Source organism: Thalassovita aquimarina, assembly GCF_018219815.1.
Taxonomy (GTDB): Bacteria; Pseudomonadota; Alphaproteobacteria; order Rhodobacterales; family Rhodobacteraceae; genus Thalassobius; species Thalassobius aquimarinus.
The window spans coordinates 1-18,312 of the sequence record NZ_JADMKU010000001.1 but is presented as its reverse complement, the minus strand read 5'-3'; the positions used below and the strand labels follow the sequence as shown (position 1 = coordinate 18,312).

Here is an 18,312-nt window from a genome sequence, read left to right as displayed (position 1 = left end):
CCCAGGTGAACGAAGAAGGTTTCTGGTCGCGCCGCCTGTCCGGCATCAAGGCCGAGGCGGAGGCGGAACAGCGCGCCGCGCAGGAAAAAGCTCTCCGGCTTGAAGCCGAGGCCGAAGCCGCCCGCGCGGCGGAACTGGAACAGAAAAGCGATGCCGAGATTCTGGAAAGCCTCGGGCTGACCGATCCCGATCAGATGCAGCCGGGCGACGATTTTTCCGCCTTCATGGCCAAGGCGGTGCCGGAACGGTTGCGCCGCCGGGCGCTGCGCCGGCTCTGGTCCTCGAACCCGGTTCTGGCCAATCTCGACGGGCTGACCGATTACAGCGACGATTTCACCGATGCCGCGACGGTGGTGCCGGATCTGCGCACCGCCTACCAGGTCGGGCGCGGCATGTTCGAACATGTGCGTCAATTGGCAAGCGAGGCCGCCGAAGAGGCCGATGCGCCCACCGAAGCGATCGAAACGGCGGCAGCGGAACAGGCGGAACAGGTAGAGGCAGACGCCACCCCCGGCCTGCGGGCCGCGCCGGAAATGGACGTTCCGGTGGAGGACATGTCCGACGCCGACGACACCGCGCCCGCCGAAGACAGACCGGCCCCGCGCCGCCACATGCGTTTCACCTTTGCAAGCGAGGACGACCTAACATGACCCAAGCCGTTCAGGCCAACCCCGCGATCCACGAAGAGGACAAGCTGCGGGCCGAGCTTTACGATTTCCTTGCCGCGCTTCTTGCGGCGCCGCCGACGCGGCCGATGCTGTCCCATTACGGCAAGCTGCAAGGTGACGACACCGAACTTGGCAAGGCCTTTCAGGTGCTGGCCAAGCTGGCCAGCGCGACGTCGGAAGCCGCGGCGGAACGCGAATTCGCCAACCTGTTCATTGGCGTCGGGCGCGGCGAATTGCTGCCCTATGCCAGTTTCTACATGACCGGGTTCCTGAACGAAAAGCCCCTCGCCGTCTTGCGCAAGGACATGGCGCGGCGGTCGATCAGCCGCGCGCCCAATGTCTATGAGCCCGAGGACAACATCGCCAGCCTGTGCGAAATGATGGCGGGCCTGATCCTGGGCCGGTTCGGCGATCCGGCCTCGCTGGAAGACCAGAAGGCGTTCTTCAACACCCATATCGCGCCCTGGGCGGCGCATTTCTTCGCCGATCTGGAAGGCGCGAAAGGATCCGTCCTTTACGCCCCGGTCGGCACCATCGGCCGGGTCTTCATCGGCATCGAAAAGGAAGCCTTCCGCCTGAGCGGAAGCTGAGACAGCGCGCGCTGGCCCCGGAGAACAAAAACTTGGGCCAGCGGCAGAACCATGACGGGATACAAGTTTCGAGGAGAAATGAAATGAAAGAGAGCGACAAGAAAAAGGCCCCGAGCCGGCGCGACTTTCTGAAGATCGCGACCACCACTGCCCCGGCCGCCGCGGCCCTTGTGGCCACCGGCGGCACCGCCGAGGCGGCGGTGGCAGACCCCAAGACGTCGGGTTTGCAGGACACCGCGAACACCCGCGCTTATTACCAGTCCGCTCGGTTCTGAACGGATCAGGCACCGGCCGGGTGGCCGGGCCGCTTACCACGCACGTTTTCCGGGGATAACCGGAACAGCTAGGGAGATGAGGATGCTCAGGAAAAAGACCAGCAGCGTCACACGCGATGCGAACCGGGCGCCACTGTTGTCAGCAGTGGCCGAAAAGACGGTTGACCGTCGTTCGTTTCTTCGGGGTTCGGGTCTGGCCGTCGGCGGATTAACCGCAATTGGCCTGACCGGCGGGACCGTGACCCGCGCTTCTGCGCAGGAAACCATGGCCAAGTCGATGGAGACCATCAAATCGGTCTGCACCCACTGTTCGGTTGGCTGCACGGTCATCGCCGAGGTGGATAACGGCGTCTGGGTCGGCCAGGAACCCGGCTACGACAGCCCGTTCAACCTGGGCAGCCATTGCGCCAAGGGCGCCGCGGTCCGTGAACACGCCCATGGCGAACGCCGCCTGAAATACCCGATGAAGAAAGAGGGTGGCGAATGGAAGCGGATCAGCTGGGACCAGGCGATCAACGAAATCGGCGACAAGATGCTGTCGATCCGCGACGAAAGCGGCCCGGACAGCGTTTACTGGCTGGGTTCGGCCAAGCACAATAACGAACAGGCCTACCTGTTCCGCAAGTTTGCCGCCTACTGGGGCACCAACAACGTCGACCACCAGGCGCGGATCTGCCACTCGACCACGGTGGCGGGCGTGGCGAACACATGGGGCTACGGCGCCATGACCAACAGCTACAACGACATCCATAACAGCCGCGCCATTTTCGTGATCGGCGGCAACCCGGCAGAAGCGCACCCGGTGTCGCTGATGCACATCCTGAAGGCCAAGGAAGAAAACAACGCGCCGGTCATCGTCTGCGACCCGCGTTTCACCCGCACCGCGGCGCATGCCGACGAATACGTGCGCTTCCGTCCCGGCACCGACGTCGCTCTGGTCTGGGGCATCCTGTGGCACATCTTCGAAAACAGCTGGGAAGACAAGGAATTCATCCGCACCCGGGTCTGGGGCATGGATGAAATCAAGGACGAGGTGAACAAGTGGACGCCCGAAGAGGTCGAGCGCGTCACCGGTGTTCCCGGCAGCCAGCTTGAGCGCGTCGCGCGCACCCTGGCCAACAACCGTCCCGGCACCGTGATCTGGTGCATGGGCGGCACCCAGCACACCAACGGCAACAACAACACCCGCGCCTACTGCATCCTGCAGCTGGCCCTTGGCAACATGGGCACCACCGGCGGCGGCACCAACATCTTCCGCGGCCATGACAACGTGCAGGGCGCGACCGACCTTGGCGTTCTGTCGCACACCCTGCCTGGTTACTACGGCCTGTCGGGCGGTGCCTGGGCCCATTGGGGCCGCGTCTGGGGCGAGGACATGGATTGGCTGAAGGGCCAGTTCCACACCGAGAAGGACGCCGACGGCAAGGACGTCAACCTGATGAACCGCACCGGCATCCCGGTGTCGCGCTGGATCGACGGGGTCCTTGAAGACAAGGAAAACATTGACCAGCCCGACAATGTCCGCGCCATGGTTCTGTGGGGGCATGCGCCCAATTCGCAGACCCGGATGACGGAAATGAAGACGGCGATGGAAAAGCTGGACATGCTGGTGGTGGTGGACCCCTACCCGACCGTGTCGGCGGTGCTGCATGACCGCACCGACGGCGTGTACCTGCTGCCGGCCGCGACCCAGTTCGAAACCCGCGGTTCCGTCACCGCGTCGAACCGGTCGATCCAGTGGCGCGACAAGATCTTCGATCCGCTGTTCGAAGCCCTGCCCGATCACGTCATCATGGCCAAGTTCGCCAACAAGTTCGGCTGGGCCGACCGGTTCTTCCGCAATATCGAAATGGAAGACGCCGAAACCCCGAACATCGAAAGCGTCACCCGGGAATTCAACTCGGGCATGTGGACGATCGGCTATACCGGCCAGTCGCCGGAGCGACTGAAGCTGCACATGGCCAATCAGCACACCTTCGACAAGACGACGCTGCAGGCCGTGGGCGGCCCCGCCGACGGGGATTACTACGGCATGCCGTGGCCGTGCTGGGGCACCGCCGAGATGAAGCATCCGGGCACCCCGAACCTCTATGACATGTCGAAGCCGGTTTCCAAGGGCGGCCTGACCTTCCGCGCCCGTTTCGGGGTGGAAAGGAACGGCGAAAACCTGCTGGCCGAAGGGGTTTATTCGCAAGGGTCCGACATCAAGGACGGCTATCCCGAATTCACCATGCAGATGCTGATGGATCTGGGCTGGGACGGCGACCTGACCGACGAGGAACGCGCCGCGATCGAGGCCGTGGCCGGCCCCAAGACCAACTGGAAAACCGACCTGTCTGGCGGTATCCAGCGGGTCGCGATCAAGCACGAATGCGCGCCCTTCGGCAATGCCAAGGCCCGCGCGGTGGTGTGGACTTTCCCTGATCCGGTGCCGCTGCATCGCGAACCGCTCTATACCCCGCGGCGCGATCTGGTGGCGGACTACCCGACCTATGAGGACCGCAAGTTCTACCGTCTGCCGACGCTTTACGCATCGATCCAGAAGCAGGACTTCAGCCAGGACTACCCGATCATCCTGACCTCGGGGCGTCTGGTAGAATACGAAGGCGGCGGCGACGAATCCCGGTCCAACCCGTGGCTGGCCGAGCTGCAGCAGGACATGTTCGTCGAAATCAACCCGCGCGACGCCAACAACCTGGGCGTCCGTGACGGGTCGCAGGTCTGGGTCGAAGGCCCCGAGGGCGGCAAGGTCAAGGTCATGGCCATGGTCACCGAGCGGGTCGGTGCCGGGGTTGCCTTCATGCCGTTCCACTTCGGCGGGCATTTCCAGGGCCAGGACCAGCGGGACAAGTACCCCGAAGGGGCCGATCCTTACGTTCTCGGAGAATCGACCAACACCGCGCAGACCTACGGGTATGACTCGGTGACCCAGATGCAGGAAACCAAAGCCACCCTTTGCAAGATCAGCGCAGCCTAAGGAGATACGGATATGGCACGAGCTAAATTTCTCTGCGACGCCGAGCGCTGCATCGAGTGCAACGCCTGCGTCACCGCCTGTAAGAACGAACACGAAGTCCCATGGGGCATCAACCGCCGCCGGGTGGTGACCATCGGCGATGGCAAACCCGGTGAAAGGTCGATCTCGGTCGCCTGCATGCACTGCTCGGACGCGCCCTGCATGGCCGTCTGTCCGACCGATTGCTTCTACCAGACCGAAGATGGTGTGGTGCTGCATTCCAAGGATCTGTGCATCGGCTGCGGCTACTGCTTCTACGCCTGCCCGTTCGGCGCGCCGCAGTATCCGCAGGCGGGCAATTTCGGATCGCGCGGCAAGATGGACAAGTGCACATTCTGCGCCGGTGGCCCGGAAGAGGACCATTCGACCGCGGAATTCGCCAAGTACGGCCGCAACCGCCTGGCCGAGGGCAAGCTGCCGATCTGCGCCGAGATGTGTTCGACCAAGGCCCTTCTGGCCGGTGACGGCGACGTGGTGTCGGCGATCTACCGCGAACGCGTGGTGGCGCGCGGCTTCGGGTCAGGCGCCTGGGGCTGGGGCACGGCCTATGAGAAGAAGGCCAATTGATACGACCTCACGCAGCGGTGCGGCGCCGGAGCCCGGCGCCCTGCCCGGCGATCAAACAGGCCCGCGGAGAATTTCCCCGCGGGCCAATCCTCTGTAACCACGGGGCAGTTCGGTTATGGCACGACACATAAATATATTCCTCGCCCTCCTGGCAGTGGTGATCCTAGCGATCGGGACCGCAGCGATGGCGCTGGCAGACACCGCGACCGATCCGCGCGCGGCCACCGGCGGCGCGCAAACGCTGGAGGACATCCTGAAACGGCAGGAGGGGCTGAAAATCGATGACAGCTTCCGCCGCGACGCCACCGGCAATCCCGAGGCGGCCGCGCCGATGACCGACAAGCTGGGCACCCTTGGCGGGGTGTCGGATTCCGAATTCTGGCGCAGCTACCGCTACGGATCCGCCGATATCACGTCGTCGTCGCGCGTCCCTGCCGCCGATATCGTGATACAGGACAGCGGCATGGCCTGGCTGTCCTTCCGCGAAGGACCGCTGATGACCTATGGCGGGTACCTTCTGCTGGGGATGTTCGGACTGCTGGTCCTGTTCTTCCTGATCCGCGGCCGCATCCGCATCGACGGGACACCGGCCGGAACCACCATCCTGCGCTTTTCCACGATCGAACGCTTTGCCCATTGGCTGCTGGCCGGGTCCTTCATCCTGCTGGCGATCACCGGCTTGTCGCTGCTGTTCGGGCGTTTCGCGCTGATTCCACTGCTCGGGCGTGAGGCATATTCGCCCATCGCGATCGCCGGCAAATGGGTGCACAACAACGTATCCTGGGCCTTCATGCTGGGGCTGGTGATGGTCATCCTGTTCTGGGTTGCCCACAACATTCCCAACCGGCACGACCTGAAATGGATCGCGGTGGCCGGCGGATTGTTTTCCAAGGGCGTCCACCCGCCCGCGCGCAAGTTCAACGCCGGTCAGAAGCTGATCTTCTGGGCCGTTGTGGTGCTGGGGGTGTCGATCTCGGCCTCGGGCCTGTCGCTGCTGTTCCCGTTCGAATTGCCGATGTTCGCTGCCACCTTCGACAAGGTCAACGCGCTTGGCCTGCCCGGCCTTGTGGGCATGGCACCGCTTCCGACCGAATTGATGCCGCATCAGGAAATGCAACTGGCGCAGATCTGGCACGCCATCGTGGCGTTCGTGTTCATCGCCGTCATCCTGGGCCATATCTACATCGGATCGGTCGGGATGGAGGGCGCCTTCGACGCGATGGGCAGCGGCCAGGTCGACGAACAGTGGGCGAAGGAACATCACGGGCTGTGGTACGAAGAAGTGACCGGTAAAACGGCCCACAGTCCAGAGCACCCGGCGGAATAACCTGTGTGGGGGCGGCGCAATGCCTCCCTTGAAATTTGGGGAAGAAAGATGAAAAGCATGTATCTCGCTTTTCTGGCGATCATCGCGATTGCCGTGGCGGCGGATTATTCCCTCGGCCAGGCAGGGTTTTCGATCCAGGACGTGACATCGGGGCCTTCGGTCCGACTGGATTGACCTGAGCAGGCAAAAGGGATCAGAATAAGAATATGAATATTGGTGCCCAGACACCAACCGCCAAGCCTGACGCCGCGGAACAGTCGCAGATTGACCGCGCCATTCGGCATGTATCGATCCTTGTGATCGACGACGAACCGGGGATGCGCAATTATCTTGTGCGGTTGCTCGAACCCCGTTGCAAGCGGGTCGAAACCGCGGCCAGTGCTGTCGAGGCCTCGGAACGGCTCGACATGCAGCATTTCGACCTCGTGTTGCTGGACAACGTGATGCCGGGGCAGTCCGGGCTCGACTGGCTGGAGGAACAGCGCCGCGTCGGGTTCTTCGCCGAGGTGATCCTGATGACCGCCTATGCCGACCTGGAAACCGCGATCCAGGCGATGCGGGTCGGCGCGTCGGATTTCGTGCTGAAACCGTTCCGGTCGAACCAGATCCTGAACGCGATCAACCGCTGCATGGTCGAACGCTACCTGCGGCGCGAAAATTTCCTGCTGAAATACGAACTCAGGGCCGACAACCTGGCCGCTCGGGGCCGGCTGATCGGCAATTCGCCAGGGATCGAGGCGGTGCGCAAGACGCTGGAAAAGGCCGCGCCGATGCCCACCCCGGTCCTGTTCACCGGCGAAAGCGGCACCGGCAAGGAAATCGCCGCGCGCACGCTGCATGCGATGTCGGAACGCGCCGACAAACCCTTCGTACCGATCAACTGCGCCGCGATTTCGCCGGAACAGCTGTCGGCGGACCTGTTCGGCGAACCCGGCGTTCCGGGCGAAGAGGGGTTGCTGGTCCATGCCTCGGGCGGGACGCTGTTCCTGGACGAGGTGGTGGAATTGCCGCTGCCGATACAGGCCGCGTTGCTGCGGGTGATCGAGGATGGCCGCATCCGTCCCGGCGGGGCGGAACGCGAAGTGCCGCTGAACCTGCGGTTCGTCTTTGCCACCAACGCCGATCTGGACGCGGCGATGGAAGACGGCCGGTTTCGCAAGGATCTTTATCACCGGATCAACATCATCACGGTGCAGATGCCCCCCCTGCGCGACCGGGTCGGCGATATCAAGGAACTGGCCGAACTGTTCATGGGCAAGTTCTCCCGCCAGCTGGGCGTCGAGCCGCTGCCTTTGACCGAACAGGTGCTCTACAACATGGCCCGCTACGACTGGCAGGGTAATGTGCGCGAATTGCGCAACCTGATCGAACGGTCGCTGATCCTGGGCGAATTCCCCAGCGAATTCGCCGGCCTGCCCGGCGATGACGAGGTCGAAGCGGTGGAATCCCTGCACGCGATGGAACGACGCCACATCCTGTCGGTGCTGGAAGCCTGCGGCGGCAACCGGGCCGAGGCGGCGCGCCGGCTGGGCGTGTCGCGCAAGACCATCGACCGTAAATGCGCGATGTGGAATGTCTGATCCGCAGCCCCGGCAGATCGCCCTGCGCAACACCGTGCGGGTGCGCCTGCTGCTGATTGCGCTGCTGCCGATCATGATCCTGTTGCCGTTGGTGCTGCTGACTGCGGCGCGCAACTGGACCAATCGGTTCGATGAGGTCCTGATCGCCAAGGTGTCGGGCGAACTGACCGTGGCGCATCAGCACCTGGCCGGGTTGATGGAACGGCGCGGGGCGGCGATTTCGGCGCTGGCGCAATCGGCCGCTTATCGCGACCTGGCGAACGACAAGAACGAACTGCGCGCCCTCCTGGAACGCGAACGCATCCGCATGGGGCTGGATTTCCTGTACGCGATCGACGCCGACGGCACCGTGATCTTCGCCGAGGCCGACCGCACCCTTCCCGATCAACGCGACTGGCCCGTGGTGCGCGACGCGCTGAACGGGCGTGCGGGCACCGAAATCGACGTGTTCAGCGCCACCCAGTTGCAGGCGCTGTCCCCCACCCTGGTGCAACGCGCCCGTCTACGGCTGGTGCCGACCAAGGCTGCGGCCCCATCCGACCGCATCGAGGAACCGCGCGGCATGATGGTCCATACCGCCGCCCCCGCGCCCGGTGGGGCTCTGGTCGGTGGCTTGCTGCTGAACCGCAACCTCGGCTTCATCGACGAAATGAACGCGCTGGTCTATCCCGAGGGAAGCCTGACCGGCGGCAACCTCGGCACCGCGACCCTTTTCCTGGACGATGTGCGGATCAGCACCAATGTGCGGCTGTTCGAAGACACCCGCGCGCTTGGCACACGGGTTTCGCAGGAAGTACGCGACAGGGTTCTGGGCGAGGGGTTGAAATGGACCGCCCGGGCCTTCGTGGTGAACGACTGGTATATCTCGGCCTATGAGCCGGTGATCGACAGTTTCGGCAAGCGCATCGGGATGCTGTACGTCGGCTTCCTAGAACAGCCGTTCCAGCGCGCCGAGCGACGCACGCTGATGTGGATCTGGGGTGGGTTCCTCGTCATTATGGCGGTCAGCGTTCCGGTCCTTCTGGCTTTTGCGCGTGGTATTTTCCGCCCCTTGGAAAACATGAACCGGGTGATCAGCAAGGTCGAACGCGGCGATCTGGCCGCGCGGACCGGCGTCACCCGGCAAAGCGATGAAATTTCCCGTCTCGCCGCCCATCTGGACGATCTTCTGGACCAGGTGCAGGAACGCGACCAACGCTTACGCGACTGGGCCGAGGAACTGGAAACGCGGGTCGCGGAACGCACACGCGACCTGCAGGAAGCGAACAAGCGGCTGGAGGTCACCTCGAAGCAGCTGATCCTGTCGGAAAAGCTGGCCGCGGTGGGCGAAATCACCGCCGGGGTCGCGCATGAAATCAACAACCCGCTGGCCGTCATCCAGGGCAACCTGGATATCGTGATCCAGGACCTTGGTCCGAACGCGGCGCCGATGCAGACGGAGCTGTCGCTGATCCAGGAACAGATTCACAAGATCAGCGTGCTGGTGACCAAGGTGCTGCGCTTTACCCGGCCCGAGGAATTCGAACAGGGCGACGAAGGACTGGACCCCGATGCGGTGGTGCGTGCCTCCCTGCCGCTGGTCCAGCATATCCTGACCAGTTCGAACATCGAGATCGATCTCGACCAGCAGGCCGACTGCGAAGTCCAGATGAACGAAACCGAGCTGCAGCAGGTGCTGGTCAACCTGATTGTCAACGCGATTCAGGCAATGCCCGACGGGGGCCGGTTGTCGATCCGAACCGCCCGGGTCGAACGCGACGGGCGCGACAGGCTGCGGATGGTCGTCGAGGATACCGGCCAAGGGATGACCGAGGAAGTACGCGCGCGCGCCTTCGATCCTTTCTACACAACCAAGCGCAGCGACGGCACCGGGCTGGGCCTGTCGATCACCCGCGACCTGATCCATCGCGCCGGTGGTGACATAGAGGTGGAAAGCAGCCCCGGCGAGGGCGCCACCTTCACCATTCACCTGCCCGTCATGTCCGCCTGAACCAACCGGCGAACAAGGGCGCCGGAGTTTCCCCCGGCGCCCGTTATCGTCATCCCGCCGTTTTTGCCCTAGCCGGCGAGGATCGAGGGCAGCCACAGCGTCAGCGCCGGGAAAGCGATCAGCACCGCGACCCGCACCAGTTCGGCAATGAAAAACGGCATCACACCGAGAAAGGTTTCGCTCATCGCGACGCCCTTGGCCTGCGCAGAGATGATGAAGACATTCATCCCGACCGGCGGCGTGATCAGCCCTAGTTCGACCACGATCAAAGCCAGTATGCCAAACCAGATCTTCAGGTCCTCGGTGCCCATCCCGAAGGGCGAGGTATCGGCCCCGGCCCAGTCGCCGCCGTTGATTTCCACCAGTACCGGCCAGAAGAACGGGATCGCCAGCAGGATCATCGACAGGCTGTCCATCAGGCACCCCAGAAGGATCAGCGCGAACAGAAGGATCATCAGCGTCGTCATCGGGGCCAACCCGGAATTGGCCATCCATTCGGCCATCGCCTGCGGAACGCCGCCACGCGCCATGAAGATCTTCAGCATCTCCGCGCCCAGCAGGATCAGATAGATCATCCCGGCGGTCCTGGCCGTTTCCAACAGCGCCTCGCGCCCGTCCAGCCAGCTGAGCTTGCGACGCAGCAGCCCGATCAGGGTGACCATGACGACCCCGACCGCCGCCGCCGGGGTCGGGTTGAAGAACCCCAGGTACAGCCCGCCGATCACCACGACAAAGACCGCCCCCACCGGCAGAATGTTCAGCGTCGACGCGATGAATTCATCGCGCGTGGCGGCCTGCCCTTTCGGCCCCGCGCCGGGCGCGACCAGAACGTAGAGGAAGATGGTCAGGATGAAGAAGGCAACCGCGATCAGCCCCGGGATCAATGCTGCCATGAACATGGTGACGACATTGGCCTCGACGATGATCGAATAGATGATCAGCACCACCGAGGGCGGGATCAGGATGCCCAGAACGCCGCCCGCCGCGATGGTACCGGTACCAAGCCGGTTGGAATAGTTGTAGCGTTTCAGTTCCGGCAGCGCCACGCGGCCCATCGTCGATGCGGTGGCCAGCGACGATCCGCAGACCGCGCCGAACCCGGCGCAGGCGGCGATCGCCGACATCGCGACGCCGCCGCGCATCCAGCCAAGCCAAGCATTGGCGGCGCGGAACAGGTCTGCGCTCAGCCCCGAACGCGACGCGATCGCCCCCATCAGCACGAACAGCGGCACCACCGAAAGGTCGTAGACCGAGAACTGCGCATAGGCGAGGTCCTTGAGCTGCGACAGCATGATCGCCGGCCCGTTCAGAAGCGTGATGCCGACCCCGCCCACGACGATCATCGCATAGGCGATGGGCAGGCGTATCGCGATCAGGAAGATCAGAACGCCAAGTCCGGCAAACCCGGTAGTCAAACTGTCCATATGTCGTGTTCTCCCATTACCGCGCCACGCGCTTCAGCGCCTGCAGGAATCCGATCACCGCCGCACAGAACAGCAGCGCGAGCGACACTAGGATCGGCAGGAAGGCCCACCAGATCGGGATTTGCAGGATGCCGGTAAATTCTTCGTATACCCTGTAGTCGACCAGCCCCGCGCTCATCCGCCAGAGCAGGATCGCCGTGAACAACAACGCGATCAGCCCGGCGAACAGCGACATCAGCGCCACCGAACGCGGGCTCGCGCGCATGGTGAAGATATCCGCCGACACGTTCGCCCCGGTCAGCTGGCAATAGGGCAGGAAACAGAAAACGGCAATCGCCGCGCCCATTTCCGTCAGTTCGAAATCGCCGGCGAAAGGTTTGTTGAACAAGGCCCCGGAAAGGATCGACCAGGCGTTGATCAGCACCACGCCGACCAGAACCAGCCCGCCGACAAGCGCCCAGCCGGTGATGACGCGCGTGGCGAGGCCCTGCGGCCCCGCCCCTGTTTTGGTTTCAGCCGACATCGGTCAGTTGGCGGCCATGTTTTCGTTGACCAGCTTAAACGCCCGGTCATACAGCGCCTGCCCGTCGATACCCTTTTCGGCCATTTCCGCGACCCAGCGATCCACCACCGGGGCGACGGCCGCTTCGAACTCGGCCCATTCCTCGTCAGAAAGCTGGATATGCGCGTTGCCCGACTTGGTGGCGATACCGATCCCGAAGGCGTCGGCATCTGCCCAGACCTTGCCGATTTCCTCGTGCCACTCCGGCCCGGAATTATCGACGAAAATCTGCTGGATATCGGCCGGCAGGCTGTTCCAGCGGTCTTCGTTCATGATCACCGAAAACGACGTGGTGCCCAGCCGTTTGCCGCCCGGACCTTCGATCTGGTACTTGGTCTGTTCGTGGATTTTCAGCGGCGGGATGATTTCCCACGGGATCAGCGCACCGTCGATCACCCTCTTCGACAGGGCAACCGGAATCTCGCCGACCGAGGTCTGTACCGGGCTGGCGCCAAGCGCTTCGATCACCCAGGCACCGGTGCGCGACGGGATGCGGATCTTCTTGCCTTCCAGATCAGCGGGTGAGCGCACCTCGTCGGTGGCCATATGCATGCCCTGGCCGCCATGAATGTGCTGGAACAGCGCAACCAGTCCCTTGAAATCCTTACTGATTTCATCGTCGTACATTTCCAGCATCGCCTTGTTCACCGCGGCGATATCGCCCTGGAAGACGCCGGGAAGTTCGAACACCTCGGTGCGTGGGAAGGCACCGGCGGCATAGGCGTTGACGATCCAGGCCATATCGACCACGCCATCGCGGACCTGGCGCGGCAATTGCGGCGGCTTGCCGCCCAGCGTCATCGACGGGAAAATCTCGATCTCGATGCGCCCGTCCGAGGCCTCCATGATCCGCTGCGCCCAGGGTTCCAGCATCTTGGTATGAGCCGGGGCCTTGGGGCTCAGGAAGTGGTGCAGCTTGAATTCGAACTCGGCCGCGAAGGCGCTGGTGGCGCTGGCCGCGGCGACAGCTAGCCCAAAGGCGAAGGCCTTGGTCTTCTTTGTAATTGTCATAGGTTTCCTCCCTTTTGAAAATCCGATCTTGAAAGCCGGACGCTGTGCGCCCGCTTGCTTTGCAGTTGCTCGCGTTTCATCGGTCATTTTGCATCAGACACGAAAAACCGCGCTTTCACCTTTTCGGGGACCGGGCAGGAGGTGATGCCCTGCCCATCTTCGCTCTTTTTCACGAGAACCCGTTTTTCGAATCCCTCGACGCACAGGATATCATCGCGAAGCAGACGATGTTCGACGTCGAAACTGGACGCCCCGAACCGGGTGATCGTGGTTTCGATCACCACCTCGTCACCGTGGCGCGACGGTTTGTGGAATTTCGCCTGGGTATCGACCATGGGAAAGCCTACCACGCCGTATTGCCGGATCAGTTCTGGTTTCGGCAGGCCCGCGGCCTTGAAATGATGCGCGGTCGAAGCATCGAACCAGCGGAAATAGTTGGGGTAGAAAACGATATCGGCGGGATCGCAATCGCCCCATTCGATCGTGACGGTACGGCGGCTGGTGAACATTTCAGACATTTTCGACCCGTTTCAGATTGGGAATTTCTGGCGCGGGGGGCTGACCGGCCAACACCGCCTCCAGTTTGGCATGGCTGTCATCGGCAAGCGCCGCGCCGATGGCGTCGCGCAGCCAGCGGGCGGTATCCGCCTCGGTTCCGGCCGCGACGGCCGGGCGCACGATATCCTGCATGATCCGCGCATAAGCGGTCTTACCCCGTTGCAGCGTGTCGGAATACCCCTTCAACACACGGGGCAGTTCAGCCAGCCCCATCGCGAAATCCGGCGAATGCGCCAGCGCGGCCTGCATCGACATGAGCCAGTCCTCGATCGCGCGCTGTTCTTCGGCAAAGCGATAGGACCGGCGGCGCAGGTGTTTCATCGCCGCCATTGTCCGCAGCATCCGATAGCCGATCACGCCGTTCGAGCGCACATGGATGCCACGACCGGTAAACGGAATTCCGCCGCCACGTGCGACACGGGCCATGATCCGCCTGCCGATCGGGACGGGCAGGATATCGGCGATCTCCTCGGCGCGGGGTTTCAGGTATTCGGTGACGGTCAGGGTTTGGCCCGGCTGCAACTGCACCTCGTCGCGGATGCGTTCGAACCGTTCGGGCCGGGTCTTGAGGTCAGCCACCCGCGCCACGTCCTCATAGGCCATCCACAGCGCCAGCCGGCGGCAGGCCTCGGTCAGGGCATGCACCGCCCGGTGATCGGACAGGTCCGCCGACGCGATCAGCAGGTTCGCCCGGGCGCGATAGGTTTCGGCATAGGCGTCGTCCTGATAGTCACGCAGTCGGTCGAGACCGTGACCGATGACCGTGCGCAACCCGTCGGGCAGATCGGACAGATCGGGGCGCGGTGCCGGGTCGGACTCTGCCGCTTCGGGGGCTTCCGGCGCTGCCCCGTCCTTCATCCGCTGCACTGCCGCGACCGCCGCATCGAAACCGGCCTGTGACCGGGCATCGCCCAGCACCGTACGCGCCTGTTCCAGGTCGAAGGGCAGAACGCCGCTCCCGCACAGCGCTCCATACATGGTGGCGCTGACGAAGGTGCCGTTTTCCGTCGCCAGCTGCCCGAGGTCGAGAAGATAGCTGTCACGCGCCATCTTTTCGGCCGCCTTGCGCACGTTGGCTTCGTCATAGCGGCCGTCGCCCATGGCGATCTTTTCGGCGGTGGAATAGAACCGCGCGGTCGATGAAATCAGCGTCGTCAGTCGCGGCGACACGAAGCCCGCCGCCATCACCCGCGCCGCTTCGACCAGTTCGGAACACACAACCGCGTCAACGCGGCCGGGCATCGGAACGAGGCTCAGCACCGCGTCGAGTGCCTCCTTGCGGGCAATCTCGATGTAATAGCTGGTCGATCCGGTGCGCTGCGCCACACCGGGGACCGAGGTCGCCTGCACCCGGTGACCGGATGCGCGCGCGGCCTCGACGATCCAGTTCATCAGCACGCCCCCGCCTTCGCCGCCAAGCGCGGCCAGCAGGATCCTGAATGGTGCCTTGTCCGTCATACCCGTACCCCCGTCAGCATCCGGCGCAGGCCCGCGCGGGCGCGGTCCCTCCAGCCGGGATTGGTCACGATATCCGCGCGCCAGAAGGACGGGCAGAGCGTGGCGGCATGGGCGACCTCGCCACACAGCCCGCAGCCGACGCAACCGTTGTTCACATGTGCCACCGGATCGGTCTTCAGCGGATCGGTGGACGTCTTGATCGTCAGCGTCGGACAGCCCGACAGCCGGATGCAGGAATGATCCCCGGTACAGGTGTCTTCATCGACCCCGAAACGGGTCCGCTGCACCCTTTCGCCCGCTTTCAGCGCCTTGGCACGGATCGGTTTGACCCGGCGCTGTCGTTCCAGCTGGCATTCGCCCTCGGCGACGATCACCTTCAACCCGTTGAACGGGGTCTTGAATGCCTCGCGCAGCGTATCGCGCATCTGCGCCACCTTGTAGGTATGCACCGTGCGCAGCCACTTGACGCCGACACCCTTCAGCGCATCCTCGATCGTGGTTTCGCCATCGGTGGCGCTTTTGTCCGCCGCTTCCAGCTTCAGCGCCTTGTCGGGCGAGGAAATCACCTCCTGCGTGCCGGTGGCCGAGGTGTAGCCGTTCTTCATGATGACAAGGATGCCGTCGCCGCCGTTGAGCAGCCTTGACGTCACCCCGGACAGCAACCCGTTGTGCCAGAATCCGCCATCGCCCATCACCGCTATGGGCCGCTTCTGCTGGAAACTCGCGACCGAAGCGTTGGAGGCAAGGCTCATCCCATAGCCGAGGATCGAGTTGCCGAAATTGAAGGGCGCGAAGGTGGCGAAGGCATGACAGCCGATATCGGCGGAATAATGCACCGGGCCAATTTCCTGCTGCGTCAGCTTCAGCGCGGCGAAGAACGGCCGTTCCGGGCAGCCGGTGCAGAACCCCGGCGGACGCGGCGGCACAGGCTCCACCAGCAGCGCCTTGGCCTCTTCGCGCAATGCCTCGACTTCCTGCGCATAGCTTTCATCGCTCAGCCGGTTGCCGATCTTGGGCAGGTGTTCGCGCAGGAACTTGCCGACGCCGGTGCCGATCACCTCGGAGGTGTATTCGCCCGCCATCGGCAGCATGTCCTTGCCCGCCAGCGTCACATCACAGCCAGCGCGGCGGAAGATGGTGCCGATTTCATTCTCGATATATTCGGGCTGGCCCTCTTCCAGCACCAGAACCGCTTTCTTGTCCTTGGCGAAGGACAGGATTTCGTCCGGCACCAGCGGGTAAACCACGTTCAGCGCCATGATCGGCAGGTCGCAATTGCCCGCCCCGTCGGCCAGCCCCAGTTCGCTCAGCGCCCGGATCAGCGCGTTGTAGAGCCCGCCCTGCACGATCAGGCCGACATCGCCCTGGGGGCCGTCGAAAACTTCGTTCAGCCCGTGCTCGGCGATGAAGGCGCGGGCGGCGTCCATCCGCTCGCCGGTCTTCTTGCGTTCATGGCCGAAGGTGACCGGAGGATGCGCCAGCTGTTCGTAGTCGTGCGGCGCGGCTTCGGCCAGGCTGTTCATCGAGATGGCGGGTTTCACGTTGTCCTTGGTCTCGAAGCTGCCCTGCACGTGACAGGCCCGGATGCGTAGTTCCATCATCACCGGGGTATTCGACGCCTCGGACAATTCGAAGGACCGTTCGACACAGTTGACGATGCTGGGCAGGTTCGGGCGCGGGTCCATCAGCCACATCGTGGATTTCATCGCAAAGGCGTGGCTGCGTTCCTGGATCACTGAGGCGCCTTCGCCGTAATCTTCGCCGATCACGATCAGGGCGCCGCCCATCACCCCGGGGGACGCGAGGTTCGACAAGGCATCGGCCGCCACGTTGGTCCCGACGATGGATTTCCACGTCACCGCGCCGCGCACCGGGTACATGATCGAGGCGCCCAGCATGGCCGCGGCGGAGGCTTCGTTGGTGCAGGGTTCGACATGCACGCCCAGATCGCCCAGTTCCGGCGCGGCTTGCACCATCACGTCGATCAGATGCGATACCGGCGCCCCCTGATAGCCGCCGACATAGGACACGCCCGATTGCAGCAACGCCTTGGTGACCGCGAGAATGCCCTCGCCGTGGAAGGTCTCCCCCTCACCCAGCTTCAGCTTCTCGATTTCCTTGGCAAATGAAACTTCCATCCCCGGTCCCGAAACCCCCTAAATTCGTTGCGGGCAAATTGCTTGCCGGGTAAATTAAAGTCAAACTGATTATGTAAATAGTGGTCATTCATGAATCAAATAAACGTAGCCCATCTCGACCTTAACCTGCTGAAAATGCTGGTGGCGCTGGCGCAGACCGGATCGGTATCGCAGGCCGGCGCGCAGCTGGGGCTGAGCCAGCCCGCGGCCTCCAACGCGCTGGCGCGGCTGCGCGACGCCATCGGCGATCCGCTGTTCATCCGCACCGGAAACGGCATGGTTCCGACTCCGTTCGCCGAAACCGTTCTGCCCGACATCACCCGGCATCTGGACGGGATTTTCGGCACCTTGGGTCACCAGACCCGGTTCGATCCGGCCCATAGCAAGCGGATTTTCCGGCTGTCCCTGTCCGGTCTGGGCGAAGTCGTGTTCCTGCCGAAACTTGTAAAACGGGTGTTTTCCGAGGCCCCAGATGTCCGGTTGCACAACGTCCCCGTACCCGCGGTGGACCTGCCCGAGGCGCTGGAACGTGGCCGGGTGGAACTGGCCATCGGGATGATCGACGCGACCGATCCACGAATGCGCGCGCTGCCGCTGTTCCAGGACCGCTATGTCGCCATCGCCGGGCGGGCCTTTTCGGGGCAACCGCAATCGCTGGAAGACCTGCGCACCGAACGCTTGGTGGTGACCGCGCCAGCGGCGACCTATGCTACCGATCTGGGCGATGTCCTGTCCCGTACCGGGCTGACGGAAAACGTGGCGCTGCAACTGGGCAATTTCGGCGCCTTGCCGCACCTGCTGGAAGCGCAGCCGCTGGTGGCGATCGTGCCCAGCCAATATGGCGAACAGTTGCAGGCATCGGGTCAGGCACGGCTTCTTCCGGTGGACATCGCGGCCCAGAATGCGAGTATCAAGCTGATCTGGCACCAACGGGCGGAAAGCGACCCCGCCTGCACCTGGCTGCAGCAAATCGCGATCGACACGCTTCGACGGCCCGAATGATCCCGCCGCCGCTTCGACACGGGACTGGCGCGACCCCACGATCCCTTGCTATGCCAAGCGCATGACAGTGCCAATGTTTTCCGCCAATCTGGGATTCCTGTTCACCGACCGGCCGATGGTCGCGCGCATCCATGCCGCTGCCGAGG

Annotated in this window: 15 protein-coding genes; 9 read left to right on the top strand and 6 right to left on the bottom strand. The window is 63.6% G+C overall.

Translation table 11 applies throughout. The annotated features are described in order from the left end of the window. The first annotated feature begins 5 nt into the window (after positions 1–5). The 8 genes from IT775_RS00075 to IT775_RS00040 all read left to right on the top strand — a co-directional run bounded on the left by IT775_RS00075 (position 6) and on the right by IT775_RS00040 (position 10,013). Positions 6–650 carry a DUF3306 domain-containing protein gene (locus IT775_RS00075; RefSeq protein ID WP_212699480.1) on the top strand — a complete coding sequence of 215 codons (645 nt, stop codon included), beginning with the start codon at positions 6–8 and terminating at the stop codon, positions 648–650. Then, positions 647–1,258, top strand: coding sequence for a TorD/DmsD family molecular chaperone (locus tag IT775_RS00070; protein ID WP_212699033.1), 612 nt, complete (start codon positions 647–649; stop codon positions 1,256–1,258). Before IT775_RS00075 ends, IT775_RS00070 begins: the two co-directional genes overlap by 4 nt. Before the next feature lie 83 nt (positions 1,259–1,341). Continuing rightward, positions 1,342–1,533: a twin-arginine translocation pathway signal protein gene (locus IT775_RS00065; RefSeq protein ID WP_212699032.1), complete on the top strand. Its 192-nt coding sequence runs from the start codon at positions 1,342–1,344 to the stop codon at positions 1,531–1,533. An 82-nt stretch (positions 1,534–1,615) separates the two neighbouring features. Next, a complete protein-coding gene (locus IT775_RS00060) occupies positions 1,616–4,510 on the top strand; it encodes a formate dehydrogenase subunit alpha (RefSeq protein WP_212699031.1) in 2,895 nt (964 codons plus the stop codon). 12 nt (positions 4,511–4,522) lie between these two features. Next, positions 4,523–5,116: a formate dehydrogenase FDH3 subunit beta gene (gene fdh3B, locus IT775_RS00055; RefSeq protein ID WP_212699030.1), complete on the top strand. Its 594-nt coding sequence runs from the start codon at positions 4,523–4,525 to the stop codon at positions 5,114–5,116. 115 nt (positions 5,117–5,231) lie between these two features. Further along, entirely contained in the window at positions 5,232–6,443 is a 1,212-nt protein-coding gene (locus tag IT775_RS00050; RefSeq protein ID WP_212699029.1) for a formate dehydrogenase subunit gamma, read from the top strand. Positions 6,444–6,649: 206 nt separating this feature from the next. Beyond that, the gene (locus IT775_RS00045) at positions 6,650–8,023 is read left to right on the top strand and encodes a sigma-54-dependent transcriptional regulator (protein WP_212699028.1); all 1,374 of its coding nucleotides are present in this window, start codon (positions 6,650–6,652) and stop codon (positions 8,021–8,023) included. Beyond that, complete coding sequence (locus IT775_RS00040; protein ID WP_212699027.1) at positions 8,016–10,013, top strand: sensor histidine kinase; 1,998 nt, start codon at positions 8,016–8,018, stop codon at positions 10,011–10,013. The genes IT775_RS00045 and IT775_RS00040 overlap by 8 nt, the downstream gene beginning before the upstream one ends. 68 nt (positions 10,014–10,081) lie before the next feature. On the opposite strand, the gene IT775_RS00035 is transcribed toward IT775_RS00040, so the two are convergent. The 6 genes from IT775_RS00035 to IT775_RS00010 all read right to left on the bottom strand — a co-directional run bounded on the left by IT775_RS00035 (position 10,082) and on the right by IT775_RS00010 (position 17,164). Beyond that, positions 10,082–11,437 carry a TRAP transporter large permease gene (locus tag IT775_RS00035; RefSeq protein WP_212699026.1) on the bottom strand — a complete coding sequence of 452 codons (1,356 nt, stop codon included), beginning with the start codon at positions 11,435–11,437 and terminating at the stop codon, positions 10,082–10,084. 16 nt (positions 11,438–11,453) lie between these two features. Beyond that, complete coding sequence (locus IT775_RS00030; RefSeq protein ID WP_212699025.1) at positions 11,454–11,960, bottom strand: TRAP transporter small permease; 507 nt, start codon at positions 11,958–11,960, stop codon at positions 11,454–11,456. A gap of 3 nt (positions 11,961–11,963) precedes the next feature. Next, the gene (locus IT775_RS00025) at positions 11,964–13,010 is read right to left on the bottom strand and encodes a TRAP transporter substrate-binding protein (protein ID WP_212699024.1); all 1,047 of its coding nucleotides are present in this window, start codon (positions 13,008–13,010) and stop codon (positions 11,964–11,966) included. An 83-nt stretch (positions 13,011–13,093) separates the two neighbouring features. Continuing rightward, entirely contained in the window at positions 13,094–13,528 is a 435-nt protein-coding gene (locus IT775_RS00020; RefSeq protein ID WP_212699023.1) for an acyl-CoA thioesterase, read from the bottom strand. Continuing rightward, the gene (locus IT775_RS00015) at positions 13,521–15,026 is read right to left on the bottom strand and encodes an indolepyruvate oxidoreductase subunit beta family protein (protein ID WP_212699022.1); all 1,506 of its coding nucleotides are present in this window, start codon (positions 15,024–15,026) and stop codon (positions 13,521–13,523) included. The genes IT775_RS00020 and IT775_RS00015 overlap by 8 nt, the downstream gene beginning before the upstream one ends. Further along, positions 15,023–17,164: a thiamine pyrophosphate-dependent enzyme gene (locus IT775_RS00010; RefSeq protein ID WP_212699021.1), complete on the bottom strand. Its 2,142-nt coding sequence runs from the start codon at positions 17,162–17,164 to the stop codon at positions 15,023–15,025. Before IT775_RS00010 ends, IT775_RS00015 begins: the two co-directional genes overlap by 4 nt. A 90-nt stretch (positions 17,165–17,254) precedes the next feature. Here IT775_RS00010 and IT775_RS00005 point away from each other — a divergent pair, with 90 nt between their 5' ends. Continuing rightward, positions 17,255–18,166 carry a LysR family transcriptional regulator gene (locus IT775_RS00005; protein ID WP_212699020.1) on the top strand — a complete coding sequence of 304 codons (912 nt, stop codon included), beginning with the start codon at positions 17,255–17,257 and terminating at the stop codon, positions 18,164–18,166. Positions 18,167–18,312 lie beyond the last annotated feature (146 nt).